Raw genomic sequence first — 17252 nt, forward strand, 5'->3', positions numbered from 1 at the left:
CAACGACGGGAGAGGTTTTTGCGCGCACGGGGCCTGAAGGCGCTTCGCTGAGGGCGGCTCCTGATCCTGCGTTGCGGCAAATGCCAAGAGAATGTCGCCTCAAAGGCCAACTTCCGACACAGGGCCGGGGCGAATAGCAGCAATCCGACATGACGCATGCGACGCATGCGCTTCGGCGGCGACGGTCCCGACGTCGCCGGCGCATTTCATTTTTTAGGGAATCCTCGTGTCGCATAAGCTGGCCGCGGCGCTCCTCGCCGCTCTCTTCCTCACGATTCCATCTTCCTCCCGCGCCCGTGCCGAGCCTCCGCCGCCGGCCAATAGCGCTGCCACACTGTCGCCCGACCAGGCGAAGCGCGCGCTGGAAACCCTCCAGGACGACAAGAAGCGCGCGCAGATGATCGATACGTTGCGCGCAATCGCGGATGTATCAGGTCAGCAGCAGGCTGCAGCCGCCGCGCCCGAACAGAAATCGCCGATCCCGCTCGCGGCCGACGGTCTCGGCGCGCAGCTCCTGCTCACGCTGTCGGAAGAGATCGGGGCGATCTCGAGCGAGATCGCCAGCATGGCGCGGACACTCACGCATTTTCCGGCGTTCTATTACTGGTTCCTGCGGACCGCGAACGATCCCGCCGCCTACAACCTCCTGATCGAGATCGCCTGGAAGCTGGCGCTGGTGCTCGGCTGCGCCCTTGCAGCCGAGTGGGTGATCTTTCGCCTGATCCGGCGTCCGGTCGTGTTCCTGGAAGGACGCGTGCCGCAAACCGCGCAGCTGCCGGCCGAGATGCTTTCCATCGCTGACCCGCCGTCATCGGTGGCCGATGTCACGCCCGCACCCGAGCTGAGCAAGCGCCGTCACAGCCTTGCGCGGGTCTGGCAGGTCCTGCTGCGGCTGCCCTTCGTGGTGGGACGCCTCGTGCTCGAACTGCTGCCGGTGGTCGTCTTCGTCGGCGCCGCCACGGCGCTGCTCGGGACGGAGATCGGCGAGCCCACGACCGTCCGCCTCGTGATCCTCGCAGTCGTCAACGCCTACGCGTTCTCGCGCGGGCTCATCTGCATGGTCCGGGCGCTGGCAGGGCCGTTCGGCCTGTTTCCAGTGCGCGCGGAAACCGCCGCCTATATCGAGATCTGGGCGCGCCGCATCGTCGGCGTCGGCGTCTCCGGCATCGCCTTCGCCAATGTGGCCTTGCTGCTCGGCCTGCATCGTACCGGCTATGCCGCGCTGCTGCGCATGGTGATGCTGGTCGTGCACCTCTTCATCGTCGTCATCATCCTGCAATGCCGACGCCAGGTCGCCGATGCCATCCGTGCGCCGGCCGAGCGGCAAGGGATTGCGGCCCGCCTGCGGAACCGGATCGCCGGCGGCTGGCATTATCTTGCCATCGCGCTCGACCTTGCGCTCTGGGCGGTGTGGGCGCTCAACATCCGCAACGGCTATTCGCTTCTGCTGCAATATTTCGTCGGCACCATAGCGGTGGCGCTGGTCACGCGCGTCGTCATCATGGTGACGCTGGGCCTGATCGACCGCGGCTTCCGCATCAAGCCGGAGATCCTCCAGCGCTTTCCGGGCCTCGAGGTCCGCGCCAATCGCTATCTTCCGCTGCTGCGCAAGATCGTATCCAGCGCGATCGCCTTCATCGGCTTCGTCGCCGTGCTCGAAGTCTGGGGCGTGGACGCCATCGTCTGGTTCTATGGCGGCCAGATCGGCAGCCGGCTGATCTCGGCCGTGGTGACGATCGGCCTCGCCGCGTTCATCGCAGCGGCGATCTGGGAAGCCGGCAATGCGCTCCTGGACCGCCAGATCAATACGCTGTCCCGGGACGGTCATTATGCCCGCGCCGCGCGTCTGCGTACGTTTCAGCCGATGTTGCGCACGGCGCTGCTTTGCCTGATCGCCGCCGTCGTCGGCCTCACTGCGCTCAGCGAGATCGGCGTCAATGTCGCGCCGCTGCTCGCGGGCGCCGGCATCGTCGGCATCGCCATCGGCTTCGGTTCGCAGAAACTGGTGCTGGATCTCATCACCGGCCTGTTCCTGCTGCTGGAAAACACGGTCCAGGTCGGTGACAATGTCAGCGTCTCGGGGCTGTCGGGCGTCGTGGAAAACGTCTCGATCCGCACCATCCGCCTGCGCGCCGGTGACGGCGCCGTGCACATCGTGCCGTTCAGCGCGGTCACGACCATCACCAATGCCAGCCGCGGCGCCGGCAACGCCTCGGTCAGCGTCAACGTCGCCTATAAGGAAGACACCGACCGAGCCGGCCAGATCCTCAAGGAGATCGTCGACGAGATGCGCCGCGAGCCGGAATTCCGCGCACTGATCCGCGGCGACCTCGACCTGTGGGGCGTCGACAAGGTCGACGGTGCGATGGTGTCGATCGTCGGCCAGATCCGCTGCACCGAGGCCGGGCGCTGGCCGGTCCAGCGCGAATTCAACCGGCGCATGAAGCTGCGCTTCCAGCAGAACGGTATCGAGGTCGCATCCGCCACCCAGACCATTTTGATGCACATCGCGCCACCGGCGGATAGCGCGGCCAATCTGGCGCCGCGGCGGGCAGTCGGATAGTCCGCGCGGCCCAAACGATGCGCCGCCGGCGTGATCGGTACCTTCATGGTCCGCCCGGCGATGCGAAGCACGCCCGGAGACGTGTGCCGCGCTCCTCGCCATTAGGAGAGAGGTCCGTCTCGCCACGTTAACCTTTCCTCGCGCAACTGCCACTCGTTCGCGGCAATCTCGCTGCGGTGCGAGATGGCAATCGGCGCTCCAATGTCTGCGTCCTTGATCTGGATGACGCGCTGGCCGACAATGCGCGCGGTTCAATGTGAAGCTCTTGGGGGAATTCGTGAATAGACCTGCCCGGGTCGTTGCCCAACCGACGTCGTCCAATCCGCCGCAAGGCATGGCACTGCTGCGCGATCCCTTGCTCAACAAGGGCACCGCCTTCACGGAAGCGGAGCGCGAGACGCTCGGCCTGCGCGGCCTCCTGCCGCCTTGCGTGCTGACGATGGAGAGGCAGGCCCAGCGCGTTCTCACCAATCTGCGAGCGCTGCCGACCGACCTCGAAAAATATGTCGCGTTGAACGCGCTGCATGACCGCAACGAGGCGCTGTTCTTCCGCGTCGTCGTCGACAATATCGACGAGGTCCAGCCGATCATCTACACGCCAACGGTCGGGCTCGCCTGCCAGAAATACGGCCTGATCTTCCAGCGGCCGCGCGGCATGTTCATCTCCTCGCGCGATCGCGGCCAGATCGCAGAGATCCTGAAGAACTGGCCTTATCCTGCCAGGCTGATCGTCGTCACCGACGGCGAGCGCATTCTTGGTCTCGGCGATCTCGGCGCCAACGGCATGGGCATTCCGGTCGGAAAGCTTTCGCTGTATTCGGCCTGTGCCGGCGTGCATCCCGAATTGTGCCTGCCCATCGTGCTCGATGTCGGCACCAACAACGAAGAGCTGTTGAACGATCCCTATTATCTCGGCCTGCGCGAGCGGCGGCTGACGGGCGAGGCCTATGACAGCTTCGTCGACGAGTTCATGCAAGCCGCGCGAAAGACCTTTCCGGGCGTGCTGATCCAGTTCGAGGATTTCGCCAATCACTCCGCCTTCAAGCTGCTGCACAAGTACCGGGATGAAGCCTGCGTCTTCAACGACGACATCCAGGGCACCGCGGCGGTGGCGCTCGCAGGGCTGTTCTCGGCTCTGCGCATCTCCGGCGGCAAGCTCGGGGATCAGCGCATCCTGTTCCTCGGCGCGGGCGAGGCGGCGACCGGCATCGCCGATCTCGTGGTCTCCGCCATGATGGCGGAAGGGGCTTCCGAGGCGGACGCGCTCCGGCGCAACTGGCTGGTGGATTCCCGCGGCCTCGTCGTCGGCGGCCGCGAAGGCCTCTCCGGCCACAAGCTCCGCTATGCGCATGCCGACCAGGCGCCGATCGCCGACTTCCTCACCGCGATCAAGACGTTGAAGCCGACGGCGATCATTGGCGTCGCCGCGGTTGGCGGCGCCTTCACGCCCGAAGTGCTCAAGACGATGGCCGAGCTCAACGAGAAGCCGATCGTGTTTGCGCTCTCCAATCCGACCTCGAAGGCCGAATGCTCGGCCGAGGATGCCTATCGCTACACCGACGGCCGCGCGCTGTTTGCGTGCGGCAGCCCGTATGATCCGGTCAAGCTCAACGGCCGCAGCTTCGTGCCGCGCCAGGGCAACAACTCCTACATCTTCCCCGGCGTTGGCCTCGGCGTCATCGCCAGCGGCTCGAAGCTGGTGACCGACGAGATGTTCATGGCGGCGGCCCACACGCTCGCCGATTGCGTCGGCAAGGAGGACCTTGCGCAAGGCAGTCTCTATCCGGCACTGCCGCGCATCCGCGAGGTCTCGGTCCGCATCGCCGCCGCCGTTGCCGACGTCGCCTATCAGCGCGGGCTGGCGGACGGACCTGCGCCGAATGACGTGAAGGCCTTGGTCCAGTCGCAGATGTACGAGCCGCACTACTGACCGGCCTGCGGCACCAGAACGGCTCGGTTCACGCTAACGTCTCCACATCGTCATGGCCGGGCTTGTCCCGGCCATCCACGCCTTGTCGGGCGGCGCGAAGAACGTGGATGCCCGGGACAAGCCCGGGCAATGACGACCTCTGCAAAATTCAGATGCGATAGCCCTGCCCGTAAGAGCGAGGAGAGGGCGCGAGCCTGACCCTTTCGTCCCGATTCAGAACGCGCCAGTGTGGTGGAATCGCCACAGCTGATGCGAAACAGCCGCGGCCGCAGAGCCGCTTTTGTTCCGACAAGGTTCTGCCCTCATTGCCCACCGAAATTCCGACCGTTCGGAGGGGCGTACCATGTCTCGCATTGCACGTGCCGAAACTGCCCGGAGTTCCCTCGCAACCTCATGCCGGCTGCTGCTCGCCGCCCTCGGCGCCGCGTCGCTCGCGGCGTGCGCGCAGTCGCCCGTCGGCCGCCAAAAGGCCGACCTTGCCGGCCCCAACCGGCAGGTCGCGGTCGAACGTCCGCACAGGGTTGCGGCGCTGCATCGGCGGCCGATCAGCCGGGTTCGCGTTCCCGTTGGTGACGCAAAGCAAACGGCCTCGCATGGCGTTGCCAGCTTCTATTCGGATACGGAGACCGCGAGCGGCGAGAAATTCGACAAGAACGAATTGACCGCGGCGCATCGCAGCCTGCCGTTCGGGACGAAGCTGCGCGTGACCGATGTGTCCTCCGGCCGCTTCGTGACCGTGAGGGTCAACGATCGCGGGCCCTATGTTCGAGGACGCGTGGTCGACATCTCGCCTTCCGCCGCCGAGGCGCTCGGCATGGTCGACAAGGGCATCACCAATGTCAGGCTCGACGTCGTGCAATAGGTCGAGATTCGCCGGCCCGGAACGCCGCGCTTAACCGCCCGTTAGCGGCTTCTCAAGCATCATGGCTGCCCGCATAAATCGGGGCTTTCGGGGAGGCGGCGCTTGAACACGATTCAGTATCTCGAAGATCAGGCCGCGCGCGCCGAGCGGCTCGCCAAACGGATCACGGATACGCTGACGATCGAAAAGCTCCTGACCTTCGCCGGCGAACGACGCCGCGAGATCGAGGTCATCGCCGGCAAGCGGCGCGCTTGATCCCTCCAAGGCCCTGTGAAGGCCCTGTGCATTGCTCCGCGCACGCAGTCAGCTATGGCTCTCGACGAAGTCGCTGAGATAGTCGGGCAGCGTCACGCCGTCGATGTCGCAGCGGGCCCTTATCTCGCCGGCGACATCGGTCGAGATGTCCTTCATCCAATGCTCGAGCGTGTTGAACGAAATCACCCTGACGGGATCGCTGAAGCAGCCGGCGACGAGATCGCTGATCGTGGTTTCGAGATCGCTCCGCTCCACGCGGATTTCGGTCGCCCGGTCGAGGCGATCGATCACCACGAACAGAGTCCGGTCTGCGCCATAGGGCACGACGGGAGATGGTACGCCAGCTTCAAGCATCAGAGGCACTCACGCCTTGGCTTCCGATCGCTGACAACGGGAAAGACCGGATGAAGGTTCCTATGCTGCGTGCCTGCAAAATACCGTCAGAGAAATTCTCTCAACCGCGATAGCTCGGTGACATGCTCGGGCGAGAGGATCTCCGTCACGAGTGGCGGCTGCGCCATCGTCCGGATCTCATAGAGATGCCGGGTCGCCGCCGGCTTTTTCATGAAGGCCGAGATGCACTCGTCGAGGGTGCCTTCCCTTATCTGGTATGACTCGCAGTCCGGCCGGCGCTGGTTTGCGAGCGACGGCCACTTATGCAGCACCGCAAGCGCACCAAAATCGACCTTTGAATCCGCGGTCGCGCCTCCCATCGCCTCGCCTCACGCAAAAAAAACCCCAGCACGCGGACTTGCATGCCGGGGCCCACACTCATCGCTGCGTCTCAATGCCATGGTACTCAACGCAACGGCGGGGAAAAGGTTCCCGCCGCCTCGTCGCAATCAGCTCGCCGCCGCCGCGATTCTGTGTCCCGGGCTCGCCTGACCGTTGCCGTGCTCGTCACCGCTGCTGACCTCCGGCGGGAGCCCGGCGAAGCGGCGCAAGGCTTCGGCCATCTGCACTCGGCCAGGCGCCCCGGTGATCACCACATCAACCATTGTGAAGGACGAGTGGAAATGGCCGTGCGCCCTGAGCTGCCCGACCGGGACGCCTGCGGCTTCCATCGCTTCGGCATAGGCAACGCCTTCGTCCCGCAAGGGATCGAACTCGCAGGTCACCACGAAGGCCGGCGGCAACCCTTCGACCTTGCCGCGCAGCGGCGATACGCGCGGATCGGTACGGTCCGCAGGCGAGCAGTAGAGATCCCAGAACCAGTACATCAGCGAGCGCGTCAGGAAATAGCCGGTCGCATTGTCGTTGTAGGACGGGCGATCGAAGCTGCAGTCCGTGACCGGGCATATCAGGAGCTGGCCCGCGATTTCGGGCCCGCCACGATCGCGCGCGAGCTGGCAGGTGACGGCGGCGATGTTGCCACCGGCGCTCCAGCCCGCGACCAGGACCGGGCCCGGCTTGCCGCCGAGTTCGGCGGCGTGCTCGGCGATCCAGCGCGTTGCCGCATAGCCGTCTTCTGCGGCCGTCGGGAAGCGATGCTCCGGCGCGTGGCGATAACCGACGCTGACGAACATCATGCCGGTCCGCCGCACCATGTCGCGGCAGAACGGCTCGTCCGACTGCTCGTCGCCGAGCACCCAGCCGCCGCCGTGGAAATAGACCACGACCGGATGTGGCCCAGGCGCTGCCGGCTTGTAGACACGATAAGGCAGCGGCCCGCCGGCGCCGGGCAGGGTGCCGTCGACGATCTCGCCGATCGGCCGTCCTGCCGGGCGGCTCTTGTTGAACTCGGTGACGAAGGCGCGCGCGCCTTCCGCGCCCATCGACTCGATCGGCGGCAGGTTGAGCGTTGCGAGCAGGTTCAGCACCAGGCGCACGTCTGGCTGCAGTCGCACCACCTCGCCGTCATTGCACTGCACGGCGCCATTGGGGCCGGTGAGCCTGAAGCCGAGCATGCCGCGACTGACGACTTCGTCACAGATGCTGCGATAGGGACCGACGCCGCCGGTATAGGGCATCAGGCCCTGCACCTTGCCGGGCACGTTGGCGCCGGTGTACCAGGTGTTGGCGAGCCGGTGCAGCGTCAGCATCGAACAGTCGGCCATGTGCCGGGCCCAGCCGGCCTGCGCCGTCTCGGTCGGCTCGATCGTGGTGAACCCGGCATCACGCAGCGCGGCCAGGCGATCGACCACCCAGTCGACATGCTGCTCGATCGACACCGCCATGTTCGACAGCACCGACGGGCTGCCGGGGCCGGTGATCATGAAGAAGTTCGGGAAGCCCTCGACCGTGAGTCCGAGATAGGTCTGCGGTCCCTGCGCCCAGACGTCAGTCAGCGACTTGCCGCCGCGACCGCTGATCGGATGCACGGCGCGGATCGCGCCGGTCATGGCGTCGAAGCCGGTCGCGAACACGATGACATCGAGGTCGAAGCTGCGCCTGTCGGTGGTTATGCCGCTTGCGGTGATCGCCTTGATCGGCTCCTGGCGCAGATTGACCAGCGTGACGTTCGGTCGATTGTAGGTCGCATAATAGTTGGTATCGAGACACGGCCGCTTGGCGCCGAAAGGATGGTCATGCGGCGTGAGCGCCGCGGCGGTCTCGGGATCCTTGACGGCGGCGCGGATCTTCTCGCGGATCAGGTCCTGGACGATCCGGTTGCCGTCGACGTCGACGGCCTGGTCGGCCCATAACTGCGTCAGGATGTAGACGAGATCGCCCTTGCCCCAGGCCTCCTCGAACCGTACGCGGCGTTCGGCGTCGGTGAGCTGCCAGCTCACGGCGGTCTGCTGCGGATAGGGCACGCCGGCCATCGACTGGCGCGCCTGCTCGCGATAGGCAGCGCGGTCGCCCTGCAGCAGGCCCGTGCGGTCGGAGGGAGCGGGGCCGTTATGCGCGGGCAGCGCGAAATTCGGCGTGCGCTGGAACACGGTCAGATGCGCGGCCTGCTCGGCGATCAGCGGGATCGACTGGATCGCCGACGAGCCCGTGCCGATCACGGCGACGCGCTTTCCCGCCAGATTGACGCCGTCATGCGGCCAGCGGCCGGTGAAATAGACCTCGCCTTTGAAGTCCTTGACGCCGTCGATCTCCGGCGGCTTCGGCGCGGAGAGGCAGCCGGTGGCCATGATGTAATGGCGGCAGGAGACCGGAGGGCCGTTGTCGATGGTGAGCTGCCAGCGCTCGGACGCTTCATCCCATCTGGCTTCGGTGACCTTGGACTTGAAGCGGATGTCGCGCCTGAGATCGTAGCGATCGGCGACGAAGCCGAGATAGCGCAGGATCTCGGGCTGGGTCGCGTATTTCTCCGACCAGCTCCAGGCCGTCTCGAGTTCCGGATCGAAGGTGTAGCTGTAATCGATGGTCTGGATGTCGCAGCGCGCCCCCGGATAGCGGTTCCAGTACCAGGTGCCGCCGACATCGTCGGCCTCTTCGAGGGCGACCGCCGAGAAGCCGGCCTTGCGCAGGCGATGCAGGAGATAGAGCCCGGCAAATCCGGCGCCGACCACGGCAACATCGACCTGCTGGGCTGTTCCACTTGCCGCCTTGGACTCACGTGCGGCGACCATCGCGTCAGGCATGGCATTCCTCCCGTGTATCTTGTTTTGCCGGCAGGCTAACGCTGCAGGCCCGGCTTGTCATCAGAGCAAGTGCAATCTTCGGTAGTCGCTTGCGGCGTCATCGTGGCTGGGCGAACATTGCGCCAATGCACGCACCGCGATGCACAATCGCCGGGATTGTCCGGGGTAATCAGACCACATCCTTCTGTGTATGCTTGCGCTTACAAGCCACGTATACTGACTGGGCGCCATGACAGAGTTGAGTGAGCGAACCAAGGCGAACATGGACGTCGTCCTGGAGGAGACGTGCCGCCAATTGCCGCACGGCGGCGATCACGACAGCCGCAGATTCATCGCCGAGCGCCTGATCGAGGCGGCGCAGTCCGGCCACTCCACGCTCGGCGAGCTCGGCATCGTCGCGCGTCGCGCGCTGGCGGAGTTGATGCACAAAGGCAGCTAGTGCGGGCGCGAGGCTTGCCTCGCTGACGGCCCTCGACATAACCTGCCGGCAGCCCTTCATCGAGACCCTTCGAAGATGCGGTCCTTGCTTGCACTTGTTGCGGCTTCCGCAGTCCTGTGTTGCGTACGATCGGCTGTGGCTCAGTCGGTCGGACAGTTTCCATTCGCGTTGACGCGTGAAGGACAGATGCTCGGTGCCGTGGAAGGCGAGGTAGCGTCTTTCAAGGGACTGACCTACGCGGCGCCGCCGGTCGGCGCGCTGCGCTGGCGCCCGCCGCAGCCGACGCCCGAAAGTTCGGAGATGCGCACCGCCTACGAGTACGGCGCGCCGTGCCTTCAGCCGGCGCTGCCTGATGCGAGCGAAGACTGTCTCACGCTGAACGTGTTCCGTCCTTTCGGGGTCGACGGTCCGCTGCCGGTGATGATGTTCATCCATGGCGGCGGCTTCGTCAGCGGCACCGCGAACGATCTTCGGTTCGATGGCGCCAGGCTGGCGCAGGCCGGCCTCATCGTGGTGACCGCCAATTATCGCCTCGGCGCGCTTGGCTGGCTCGTGGATCCCGCTTCGTCGGAAGGCGGCTCCGGCAATTACGGCCTGATGGACCAGGTCGCCGCGCTGCATTGGGTTCACGACAACATCGCGGCGTTCGGTGGCGATCCTAACAACGTCACCTTGTTTGGCAGTGGCGCAGGCGCGACGTCGATCGCGCTTCTGATGCTGTCTGCGCAAACGCGTGGTTTGTTCCAGAAAGCCATTCTGCAATCGATGCCCGGCCGCGCGCGCCTGCGCTCGGTGCAAGAGGCGGAAGCGGTGGGTCGGCAGTTCGTGGCCGCGCTTGGACCGAAGGAAGATTTGCGCTTGGCCGAGCCGCGGCGCCTGCTTGCCGTCGAAAAGCATCTGCTCGAGAAATCGCCCCGCAGCTTCGCGCCGATGATGGATGGACGTCTGGTAGCCGAGGACCTTGCGCCAGGCTTTGCGGCCGGACGTCAAAGTCGCATTCCCCTGATCATCGGCTCGAACGACGACGAGACGGGTCTGGACGATGAGGTCGATATCAAGAAGGAGCTTGCGTCGTCCGGCATTCCCAGCAGCGAACTGCGCAAGCTCTATCCGGACGTCGCCAGACCTTCGGATCTCGCGGCAAGGTTCTACACCGACAAAGTCTTCTCGGAGCCGGTGCGATTGCTGGCTCGCCTGCACGTCGCAAGTGGTGCGCCGACGTTTCGCTATCGCTTCGCCTATGTGCCGGAGGCCCGGCGCGCAAATCCGGAAGCTGGCCACGGGCGGGAGTTGCAGTTTATCTTCGGTGCGGAAGGCGTTCCCGGCGCGGGCATCCTGTCGCGACGTGATCGCGCGGTCGCAAGCCGCGTGCGCGCCTACTGGATCAATTTCGCGAGGACCGGCGATCCCAACGGTCCCGACCTGCCGCGCTGGGACGCGGCCAGCGGCGATCGCCTGCTGCTGATCACGAATGATCGCATCGCGAGCGGAGACGATCCCTTGGCGGGGCGCCTCGATCGGCTCGCAGGTGAGGGCAGGAATTGAGTTGGATTTAAGCCGCGAGCTCCACGCGGGGTGCCGGCGTCAGCCGGTCTTCCTCCAGATAGTCCATCGCGCCGTCCTTCTCGACGGCGTAGAACTGCTGGCCTTCCCTGGACTTGAAGGCGGCGCGGACGACGCCGCGGCGGCCCTTGTCACTGTTGACGACGTCCCCCAGCGCAAACTTCCTCATCTCACGTCTCACTTGTCTTCAGGCCGACTGCTTCGGCCACACCGGGGATTCTGAGCGGCAAATCGTTAACGACTTGCTAACCATGCTGCTTTGCCTATGCTCGCCGCCGATCGTGCGGACAGTTCGCACGCGCCCGTTGTCAACGAGACGAGCCCCATGACGAGATTTCCGACCCTCTTCCTGTCGCATGGCGGCGGCCCCTGGCCCTTCATGGAGGACAGGCGCGTGCAATATGCCAGGACCGCCGAGGCGTTCGGTCGTCTGCCGCAGCTTCTCCCCGAGAGACCGAAGGCTGTGCTCGTCATCACCGGACATTGGGAGGCCGATGCCTTCACCGTGTCCACCTCGCCGCATCCGCCGATGGTCTACGACTATTACGGTTTCCCGGAGTTGTATAAATCGCTACAAGCAACACCTTGATCTGCAAGGATTTCTTTCGGACTGCGCATCGGTGGGAATAGATTGATGCCGGTCACGGCACTGATCCGCAGGAACGGTGTCAGCTCATACGGTTCACGCGGCTCGGTTGGGTGTACCTTCACCGTCTCGAACAGATTGCGGAAGGCGACGCGGAATGGTTCGGCCGTCTCCGGGTCATCGATCGTGGTCAAGGCGGCGTGGAGCGTTTCGATGTTCGCGGCAAACTGGCTGATGGCTTTGGGGTGAAGCTCCACCACGTTGCCGGCATTCTCGGCATCGATCAGCCGCAGCTTCTCGGTGAGCCCGACGCGCTCCTGTTCCAACTTCTTGATGCGCTCCATCAGGATCGTCACCGGCTGATCGGTCTCGCCGATCGCGGTCACGTACCGATCGAGCTGGACGTTGACGCGGTTGAGCTGGCGCTGCGTCGCGTCCCGATCGACGCGGACGGCTTTCCGGCTCTGTGCCATCTCGTCATGGAACCCTCTCGTGATGCTGATCAGCACGGCGGGGTCGGTGAGGTGAGTTTTAAGCCCATCCAGAAGCGTTGTCGCGAGCACTGAGAGCGTGTAGGTCTTTCGGTGGCTGCATTCCCCCGTCTGGTCGGCCACCGCGCAGGCGACTCTTGGAGAGCCGTCACGGGCCTTCTGAGCCACCCTCATGTGACTGCCGCATACGCCGCACGTAAGCATACCTCGGAGCAGGCTATCCCTGACCGACCGCTCCGGGTTCCCTCCCGGCCGCTTGCCGGAACCTCCGAACATCGAGCGAGCCCGGTCCCGCGCCATCGCGTTGACGCGATCGAACAGCGTTTGCGGGATGATCCTGAGATGCGGGGCGTCGATCTCGATCACGTCCTCCGCCTTCGTTCGTCGCTTGAGCTTCCGGCCCGTCTCCGGATTGAGCACGGTGCGGCTGTTATTCCAGACGATCTTGCCGGTGTAGAGCACATTGCCGAACATGCCCCTGCCGCCCTGCCGGCCGCACATGAATGTCTGATAGACCCAATGCTTCCCGCCGCGAGGCGTCGGAATGCCGTCACGGGTCAGCCCCGCTGCGATCTCTCGCACTGATTTTCCGCTGGCGTATTCGTTGAAAATGCGGAGCACGATCTTTGCCTGCTCCGGGTCGATCTCGCGCTCGCCGGGTTTGCCGGGCACGCAGCGATAGCCATAGGTGACACTGCCGGGGATTTTGCCTTCGCGCACGCGGCCATTGAGACCACGGCGAACCTTGGCGCTGAGATCGGTCAAGAACATCGAGCCGACGATGCCGCGCACACCGACGTGAATATCGGTGGTGACGCCTTCGCTCGTGATGAGCGCGATCTCGCGGAAGCGCAGCCGCTTGTGGATGCCGGCCAAGTCCTCCTGATCGCGACTGATGCGGTCAAGGCTCTCGCAGATAACGGCGTCGAACTTCGCGGCCTTGGTGTCCTTCATCAGATCGAGCAGCCCATCGCGCTCGAACATCGTCGCGGCCGACTTGGCGCGGTCATGGTAGACCTTAACGAGGCGGTATCCATGCTGCCTCGCGATGTTCTCGCAGAGAGCAACTTGGTCATCGATCGAACGATCTTTTTGAAGTTCGCTTGAGAACCGCGCGTAAGCGACCGCCGTTTTCGTCCTAGTCATTGGCATGCGTTCCATTCGGCTTGATCAAAGATCATAGCCCGTGTCGGCCGCGCGGATCGACGTATCAGGGAGAGTCGCAGTCCCACGACGCACGTTGTCGTTGGTCGTCACGGCGGTGTCGGGAATAGCACTCGGATAACACGGAGCGGCGGCAGACGCATCACCGGAGTCGTGGGCGCAAAAACCTCGCTATGTGCCTGCATTCGCGGAGCATTTCCCCATCTCGATCTTTAACACCCTGCGCGGTCTGTGTGGCGATCGAGCCAACCGGCCACTAGCTGCAAGGTCACCATAGGTCTCTGTCGTCGTCGCAGGCAGATGGATCAGGCTCTCGCTAATGGGCCGAACCGGGGGAACATGACTCCGGGGAAACAAAGGCCAGCCTTACCTTCGAGAGGTATCGCGAACCGCGACAAAACGAGAGGCCGCCGTCTAGGTCGTTGCAGGAGTAACGGTCACAGCGGTCTCGGAGATGGCTCCGGTTTGCACCGACCATCATGGCCGTTGCTTCGCGGATGGTTGCGCGAAGTACATAGCGCCACCGCCGCCAAGCAGCACGCAAAGCCGACAGAGCGACCCCGGCTGACCTTTTGAATAGGTTGTGTCCAACCATCGATGCCGTGAGATCAACGGTCAAATCAAAAGCTGTTCCCCCTCGATGGGCAAGCTATGCCTAAAACTGTTCTGAGACACGATAACGGATATCTGTCTGCACGGAGCGACGCTTTAACCACTCGCTCGCTCGTACCCAGCCGTGGAAGAAAGCTGGGCACCGCGTATTCGCGCGATAGGCAGGCCGCGCGCTGCGCGCGGCCATACCCGTGAATAGGCGACACGGCCTCGCGATCAGATGGCGACGCGGTGTCCATGCGACAGTCGAAAATGTCGATCATTCAATCATGTCGCGCTGCCGTCACAGCGGGAACGCCGCAAATGGCAGCGACTAACAAGAGCCTCCAATAGGAGAGTCAGTAATAGTTCGGTATCGCTCTTCCTTCCTCCGCTGTATGGAGCGTCCCCTTATCGCCAGCGCATCAGCGGGGCTAGCTACTGGAAATGAAGGGTCAGGGGCTTCGCAAAAGGTTCTTCCGGAGGGGTGGCCGGCATCGGGTCACGCACGAGTCCGGCATATCGCCAGCTATGAAAGTTTTCCTAGGGGTTCCGGTTCCGCTCGCACCGCTGGTCCGCTATTACTCTGATAGCGGCTCAATAAGCGCCCCTTACGGAAGGTCCGAGAAGGGCCAACAGCAGACTTCCGAGACGCGCGTAGCGAGGCCGAAATATTGTTAGTTCCGTGAACCGAACATCGGCACGTCCGTGCGGTCGTTAAGCGCCTCGGCACCCTCATGCGGCCGCAGCTCCGCGAAGTTCAGCGCCGCGTCGATATCGTTCTCCCACACCTCGCGCGGCAGATCGTAGACAAGCTCCACGCCATATCCATTGGGATCATGGAGATAGAGACTATGGGTCATCCCGTGATCGATTCGCCGGTCGAATTTCACGCCTTTCGCTTGTAGATAGGCAAGACGACTCAGCCAGGCTTGCTGGTTCGCAAACGTAATCGCGATGTGGTTGATCGCCATCGGCATGTCCCACATTTTCCACTCGCTGGGCGGTGGTGGTAGATTTGGATTCTCGACCAGCGCAATGTCGTGGTGATGGATGCCTGAGATCCCGGTCCCGCTGTAGAACCGCATTTGCGGCGTCGGCGGCCGGCCGGGCCGCTGCCGGAATTCTCCTACCAGCCGCAGCCCGACAACATCAGTCCAGAACTGATGGCTCTCGTCCATGTTACGGACGTTGAGCACGATATGGTTCACCCCGACGGGCGCGGCCGGTGTGTGGTTCGCAGCATCTGATCCCATAGTACCGCCTCCTTGCCTTGATGCGGGTCCGTCCAAACGGCGTCGGCTTGCCAGCCGGCTTCACCGCCAACTTGTCTTTGGCGCGCCGATGCGCGCGATTTGTACGGCACGCACGACTGTGCTGGTATGCCCGCCTGTCTGCTTTTCTTGCTCGATCGTCCGAGACGAGGAGGCGCGCTTCTATGGATGTTCTTTCGGACGTGCTGAAGACCGTGCGCTTGACGGGCGCCGTCTTCTTCGAACGGCACCTCCACGCCCCGTGGGTCGGCGAATCGCCGCCTTCAGCCGCCATCGCAACCATGGTCATGCCGGAGGCGGAGCATGTGATCAGCTTCCATGCCATCCTATCGGGCTCGTGCTGGGCTGGCCTCGCGGACAGCTCCGACTCGAGCCAGCGTTTCAACGCGGGCGACATCGTCATCTATCCGATGGGCGACGCCAATGTCCTGAGCTCCGCACCGGGGATGCGCGGTCTTCCTGATCTCCAGGAGTATGCTCGTCCGAACGATCGGCCTCTACCGATCGTGACACGTCTGGACAACGAAAATGCCGAGTATTGCCATCTGGTTTGCGGCTATTTCGGCTGCGATGCACGACCGTTCAATCCGCTGCTCGAAGCCCTTCCACCTATGCTTCTCAGCCAGATGTCAGCAGCGGCCCAGAGCTGGTTGGCCAACATGCTTCGCGTCGCTGCTGAAGAGGCCGGCCGCGGTGGCGCCGGAAGCGAAAGCCTGCTGGCGAGGCTTGCCGAAGTGATGTTCGTCGAAGTGGTGCGTCAGTACATCGCGCATCTTCCGGACGATTCGAAGGGCTGGCTTTCGGGACTGAAGCACCGGCATGTCGGGCACGCGCTGCGATTGATCCACGGGCAGCCCAGCAAGCCCTGGACACTCGCTGAACTTGCCGGTGAAGTCGGCTTGTCGCGATCGGTGCTTGCCGATCGCTTTGCACACTATGTCGGCGTTTCGCCAATACACTATCTTGGCCGATGGCGCATGCAACTTGCGATACGGCGCCTTAGCACGCCAGGCGTCAGCGTCGCGCAGGTCGGCGCCGAGGTCGGTTACGAATCCGAAGCCGCGTTCAATCGGGCCTTCAAGAAATATGTCGGCATTCCGCCCGGTTCATGGCGAAAAGGTAAGTCATCACCGGCACTCAAATGACCTCCTGCTGTTCGATGTCCGCCTTGGGTCAAACTGCGACCTCAACCCTATTTCCGGGCTGGTCCGGTCTACACCAGATAGCGGACTCGTCTAAAGGCCCTCCAAGCGAGTCAGCGGGGTTGCGAGACGGCGCGGCAGGCTTATGTCGGGGTGGAACGCGGGGCTACCCAATCCAATGAACGCCTTCACTCATCTAACCGATCACTTCCGACTGCCCGTGCCGGACATAAGGGCCGCTCTCGGCGGTCACGCCATGCGGGCTCTACTCCGTTTCACACACATCAATCCCAACGCGCTCCAGCGCGGAAAGATGGTCTCGGAGCGACAATCCGATCTGCAAGCGCAGCTCGCGGATGCCAATCAGGAGAACATGGCGCTGCGACGCGAAGTGGCGAGCCTCAAGCGACAGGTCGCCGAAGCTGAGAAGCGAGCCGGCAGCTCCCCGAACGCATACATATCGCGGCTCAGAGCCGGCAATGTCACCGAGAGTTGGATGCCGTTCGCGACGATGGTCAAATCCGTTCCTCGCGGACTTGTCTCCTCATCGACCCTTCGGAGCGCGTGCGAGCGAGGCGAGATCATCAGCCGGCAACTCGGTGGTGTTAACGGTCCGCTCGAAGTCTGTCCGGTGAGTTGGCGGAGTTGGCTTGAACGATACGCCTTGATCAAGGGCAGACAACATCTGCTCACGTGACCGTGCCGACATCATAAGCGCGTTCAGTTCCATTTCTGCAAGTTTTTGAAGGCGGCATGCGAACCAAGAACGCGGCGGATATCTTGGAGCGTGGAAGTTGGCGCTGGGCCAGCGACTCCGGGCTCTTTTAAATCGTAAACTCTCGAAACATTTTGTTTCGAC

Annotated in this window: 14 protein-coding genes and 1 pseudogene; 9 read left to right on the forward strand and 6 right to left on the reverse strand. The window is 63.8% G+C overall.

The genetic code is table 11. The features are described from left to right. The first annotated feature begins 226 nt into the window (after positions 1-226). The 4 genes from XH87_RS01150 to XH87_RS01165 all read left to right on the forward strand — a co-directional run bounded on the left by XH87_RS01150 (position 227) and on the right by XH87_RS01165 (position 5610). A complete protein-coding gene (locus XH87_RS01150) occupies positions 227-2563 on the forward strand; it encodes a mechanosensitive ion channel family protein (protein WP_271585852.1) in 2337 nt (778 codons plus the stop codon). A gap of 277 nt (positions 2564-2840) precedes the next feature. Further along, positions 2841-4493, forward strand: coding sequence for an NAD-dependent malic enzyme (locus tag XH87_RS01155; protein ID WP_081492445.1), 1653 nt, complete (start codon positions 2841-2843; stop codon positions 4491-4493). Between the two features lie 343 nt (positions 4494-4836). After that, complete coding sequence (locus XH87_RS01160) at positions 4837-5355, forward strand: septal ring lytic transglycosylase RlpA family protein (RefSeq protein WP_035705772.1); 519 nt, start codon at positions 4837-4839, stop codon at positions 5353-5355. 102 nt (positions 5356-5457) lie between these two features. Beyond that, the gene (locus tag XH87_RS01165) at positions 5458-5610 is read left to right on the forward strand and encodes a hypothetical protein (protein ID WP_199762964.1); all 153 of its coding nucleotides are present in this window, start codon (positions 5458-5460) and stop codon (positions 5608-5610) included. 48 nt (positions 5611-5658) lie between these two features. On the opposite strand, the gene XH87_RS01170 is transcribed toward XH87_RS01165, so the two are convergent. From XH87_RS01170 to XH87_RS01180, 3 genes are all read right to left on the reverse strand, one after another. After that, the gene (locus XH87_RS01170) at positions 5659-5964 is read right to left on the reverse strand and encodes a hypothetical protein (protein WP_035705776.1); all 306 of its coding nucleotides are present in this window, start codon (positions 5962-5964) and stop codon (positions 5659-5661) included. A gap of 86 nt (positions 5965-6050) precedes the next feature. Further along, a complete protein-coding gene (locus tag XH87_RS01175) occupies positions 6051-6323 on the reverse strand; it encodes a hypothetical protein (protein WP_035705779.1) in 273 nt (90 codons plus the stop codon). Positions 6324-6452: 129 nt separating this feature from the next. Then, complete coding sequence (locus XH87_RS01180; RefSeq protein ID WP_271585853.1) at positions 6453-9143, reverse strand: flavin-containing monooxygenase; 2691 nt, start codon at positions 9141-9143, stop codon at positions 6453-6455. Between the two features lie 229 nt (positions 9144-9372). Between XH87_RS01180 and XH87_RS01185 the strand changes: the two genes are divergently transcribed. Beyond that, on the forward strand, positions 9373-9582 hold the full coding sequence (locus tag XH87_RS01185) for a hypothetical protein (protein ID WP_158668861.1): 210 nt from the start codon (positions 9373-9375) through the stop codon (positions 9580-9582). 75 nt (positions 9583-9657) lie between these two features. After that, positions 9658-11127, forward strand: coding sequence for a carboxylesterase/lipase family protein (locus tag XH87_RS01190; RefSeq protein WP_271585854.1), 1470 nt, complete (start codon positions 9658-9660; stop codon positions 11125-11127). Between the two features lie 7 nt (positions 11128-11134). Here XH87_RS01190 and XH87_RS01195 read toward each other — a convergent pair whose 3' ends face one another. Next, entirely contained in the window at positions 11135-11314 is a 180-nt protein-coding gene (locus XH87_RS01195; protein WP_035669098.1) for a hypothetical protein, read from the reverse strand. 156 nt (positions 11315-11470) lie between these two features. Between XH87_RS01195 and XH87_RS01200 the strand changes: the two are divergent. After that, positions 11471-11704 (forward strand): annotated as a pseudogene (locus XH87_RS01200) (dioxygenase); the annotation flags it as partial. Here XH87_RS01200 and XH87_RS01205 read toward each other — a convergent pair. Next, complete coding sequence (locus XH87_RS01205) at positions 11689-13383, reverse strand: recombinase family protein (RefSeq protein ID WP_271585856.1); 1695 nt, start codon at positions 13381-13383, stop codon at positions 11689-11691. The pseudogene XH87_RS01200 and the gene XH87_RS01205 sit on opposite strands and share 16 nt — an antisense overlap. A gap of 1271 nt (positions 13384-14654) precedes the next feature. Further along, a complete protein-coding gene (locus XH87_RS01210) occupies positions 14655-15233 on the reverse strand; it encodes a VOC family protein (RefSeq protein WP_271585857.1) in 579 nt (192 codons plus the stop codon). A 182-nt stretch (positions 15234-15415) separates the two neighbouring features. On the opposite strand from XH87_RS01210, the gene XH87_RS01215 reads away from it, so the two are divergent. Together XH87_RS01215 and XH87_RS01220 are read left to right on the forward strand one after the other, a co-directional pair. Then, positions 15416-16396 carry an AraC family transcriptional regulator gene (locus XH87_RS01215; RefSeq protein WP_271585858.1) on the forward strand — a complete coding sequence of 327 codons (981 nt, stop codon included), beginning with the start codon at positions 15416-15418 and terminating at the stop codon, positions 16394-16396. A gap of 175 nt (positions 16397-16571) precedes the next feature. Next, positions 16572-17090 (forward strand): hypothetical protein, encoded by a 519-nt coding sequence (locus XH87_RS01220; RefSeq protein WP_271585859.1) that lies wholly within the window; start codon positions 16572-16574, stop codon positions 17088-17090. The last annotated feature ends 162 nt before the right edge of the window (positions 17091-17252 follow it).

Source organism: Bradyrhizobium sp. CCBAU 53415 (genome assembly GCF_028128735.1).
Taxonomy (GTDB): domain Bacteria; phylum Pseudomonadota; class Alphaproteobacteria; order Rhizobiales; family Xanthobacteraceae; genus Bradyrhizobium.

Coding starts and splice junctions, on each gene's coding strand:
- XH87_RS01175 (WP_035705779.1), bottom strand. CDS start 6,323: ATGGGAGGCGCGACCGCGGATTCAAAGGTCGATTTTGGTGCGCTTGCG.
- XH87_RS01220 (WP_271585859.1), top strand. CDS start 16,572: ATGAACGCCTTCACTCATCTAACCGATCACTTCCGACTGCCCGTGCCG.
- XH87_RS01205 (WP_271585856.1), bottom strand. CDS start 13,383: ATGGAACGCATGCCAATGACTAGGACGAAAACGGCGGTCGCTTACGCG.
- XH87_RS01185 (WP_158668861.1), top strand. CDS start 9,373: ATGACAGAGTTGAGTGAGCGAACCAAGGCGAACATGGACGTCGTCCTG.
- XH87_RS01215 (WP_271585858.1), top strand. CDS start 15,416: ATGGATGTTCTTTCGGACGTGCTGAAGACCGTGCGCTTGACGGGCGCC.
- XH87_RS01190 (WP_271585854.1), top strand. CDS start 9,658: ATGCGGTCCTTGCTTGCACTTGTTGCGGCTTCCGCAGTCCTGTGTTGC.
- XH87_RS01170 (WP_035705776.1), bottom strand. CDS start 5,964: ATGCTTGAAGCTGGCGTACCATCTCCCGTCGTGCCCTATGGCGCAGAC.
- XH87_RS01195 (WP_035669098.1), bottom strand. CDS start 11,314: ATGAGGAAGTTTGCGCTGGGGGACGTCGTCAACAGTGACAAGGGCCGC.
- XH87_RS01180 (WP_271585853.1), bottom strand. CDS start 9,143: ATGCCTGACGCGATGGTCGCCGCACGTGAGTCCAAGGCGGCAAGTGGA.
- XH87_RS01210 (WP_271585857.1), bottom strand. CDS start 15,233: ATGGGATCAGATGCTGCGAACCACACACCGGCCGCGCCCGTCGGGGTG.
- XH87_RS01160 (WP_035705772.1), top strand. CDS start 4,837: ATGTCTCGCATTGCACGTGCCGAAACTGCCCGGAGTTCCCTCGCAACC.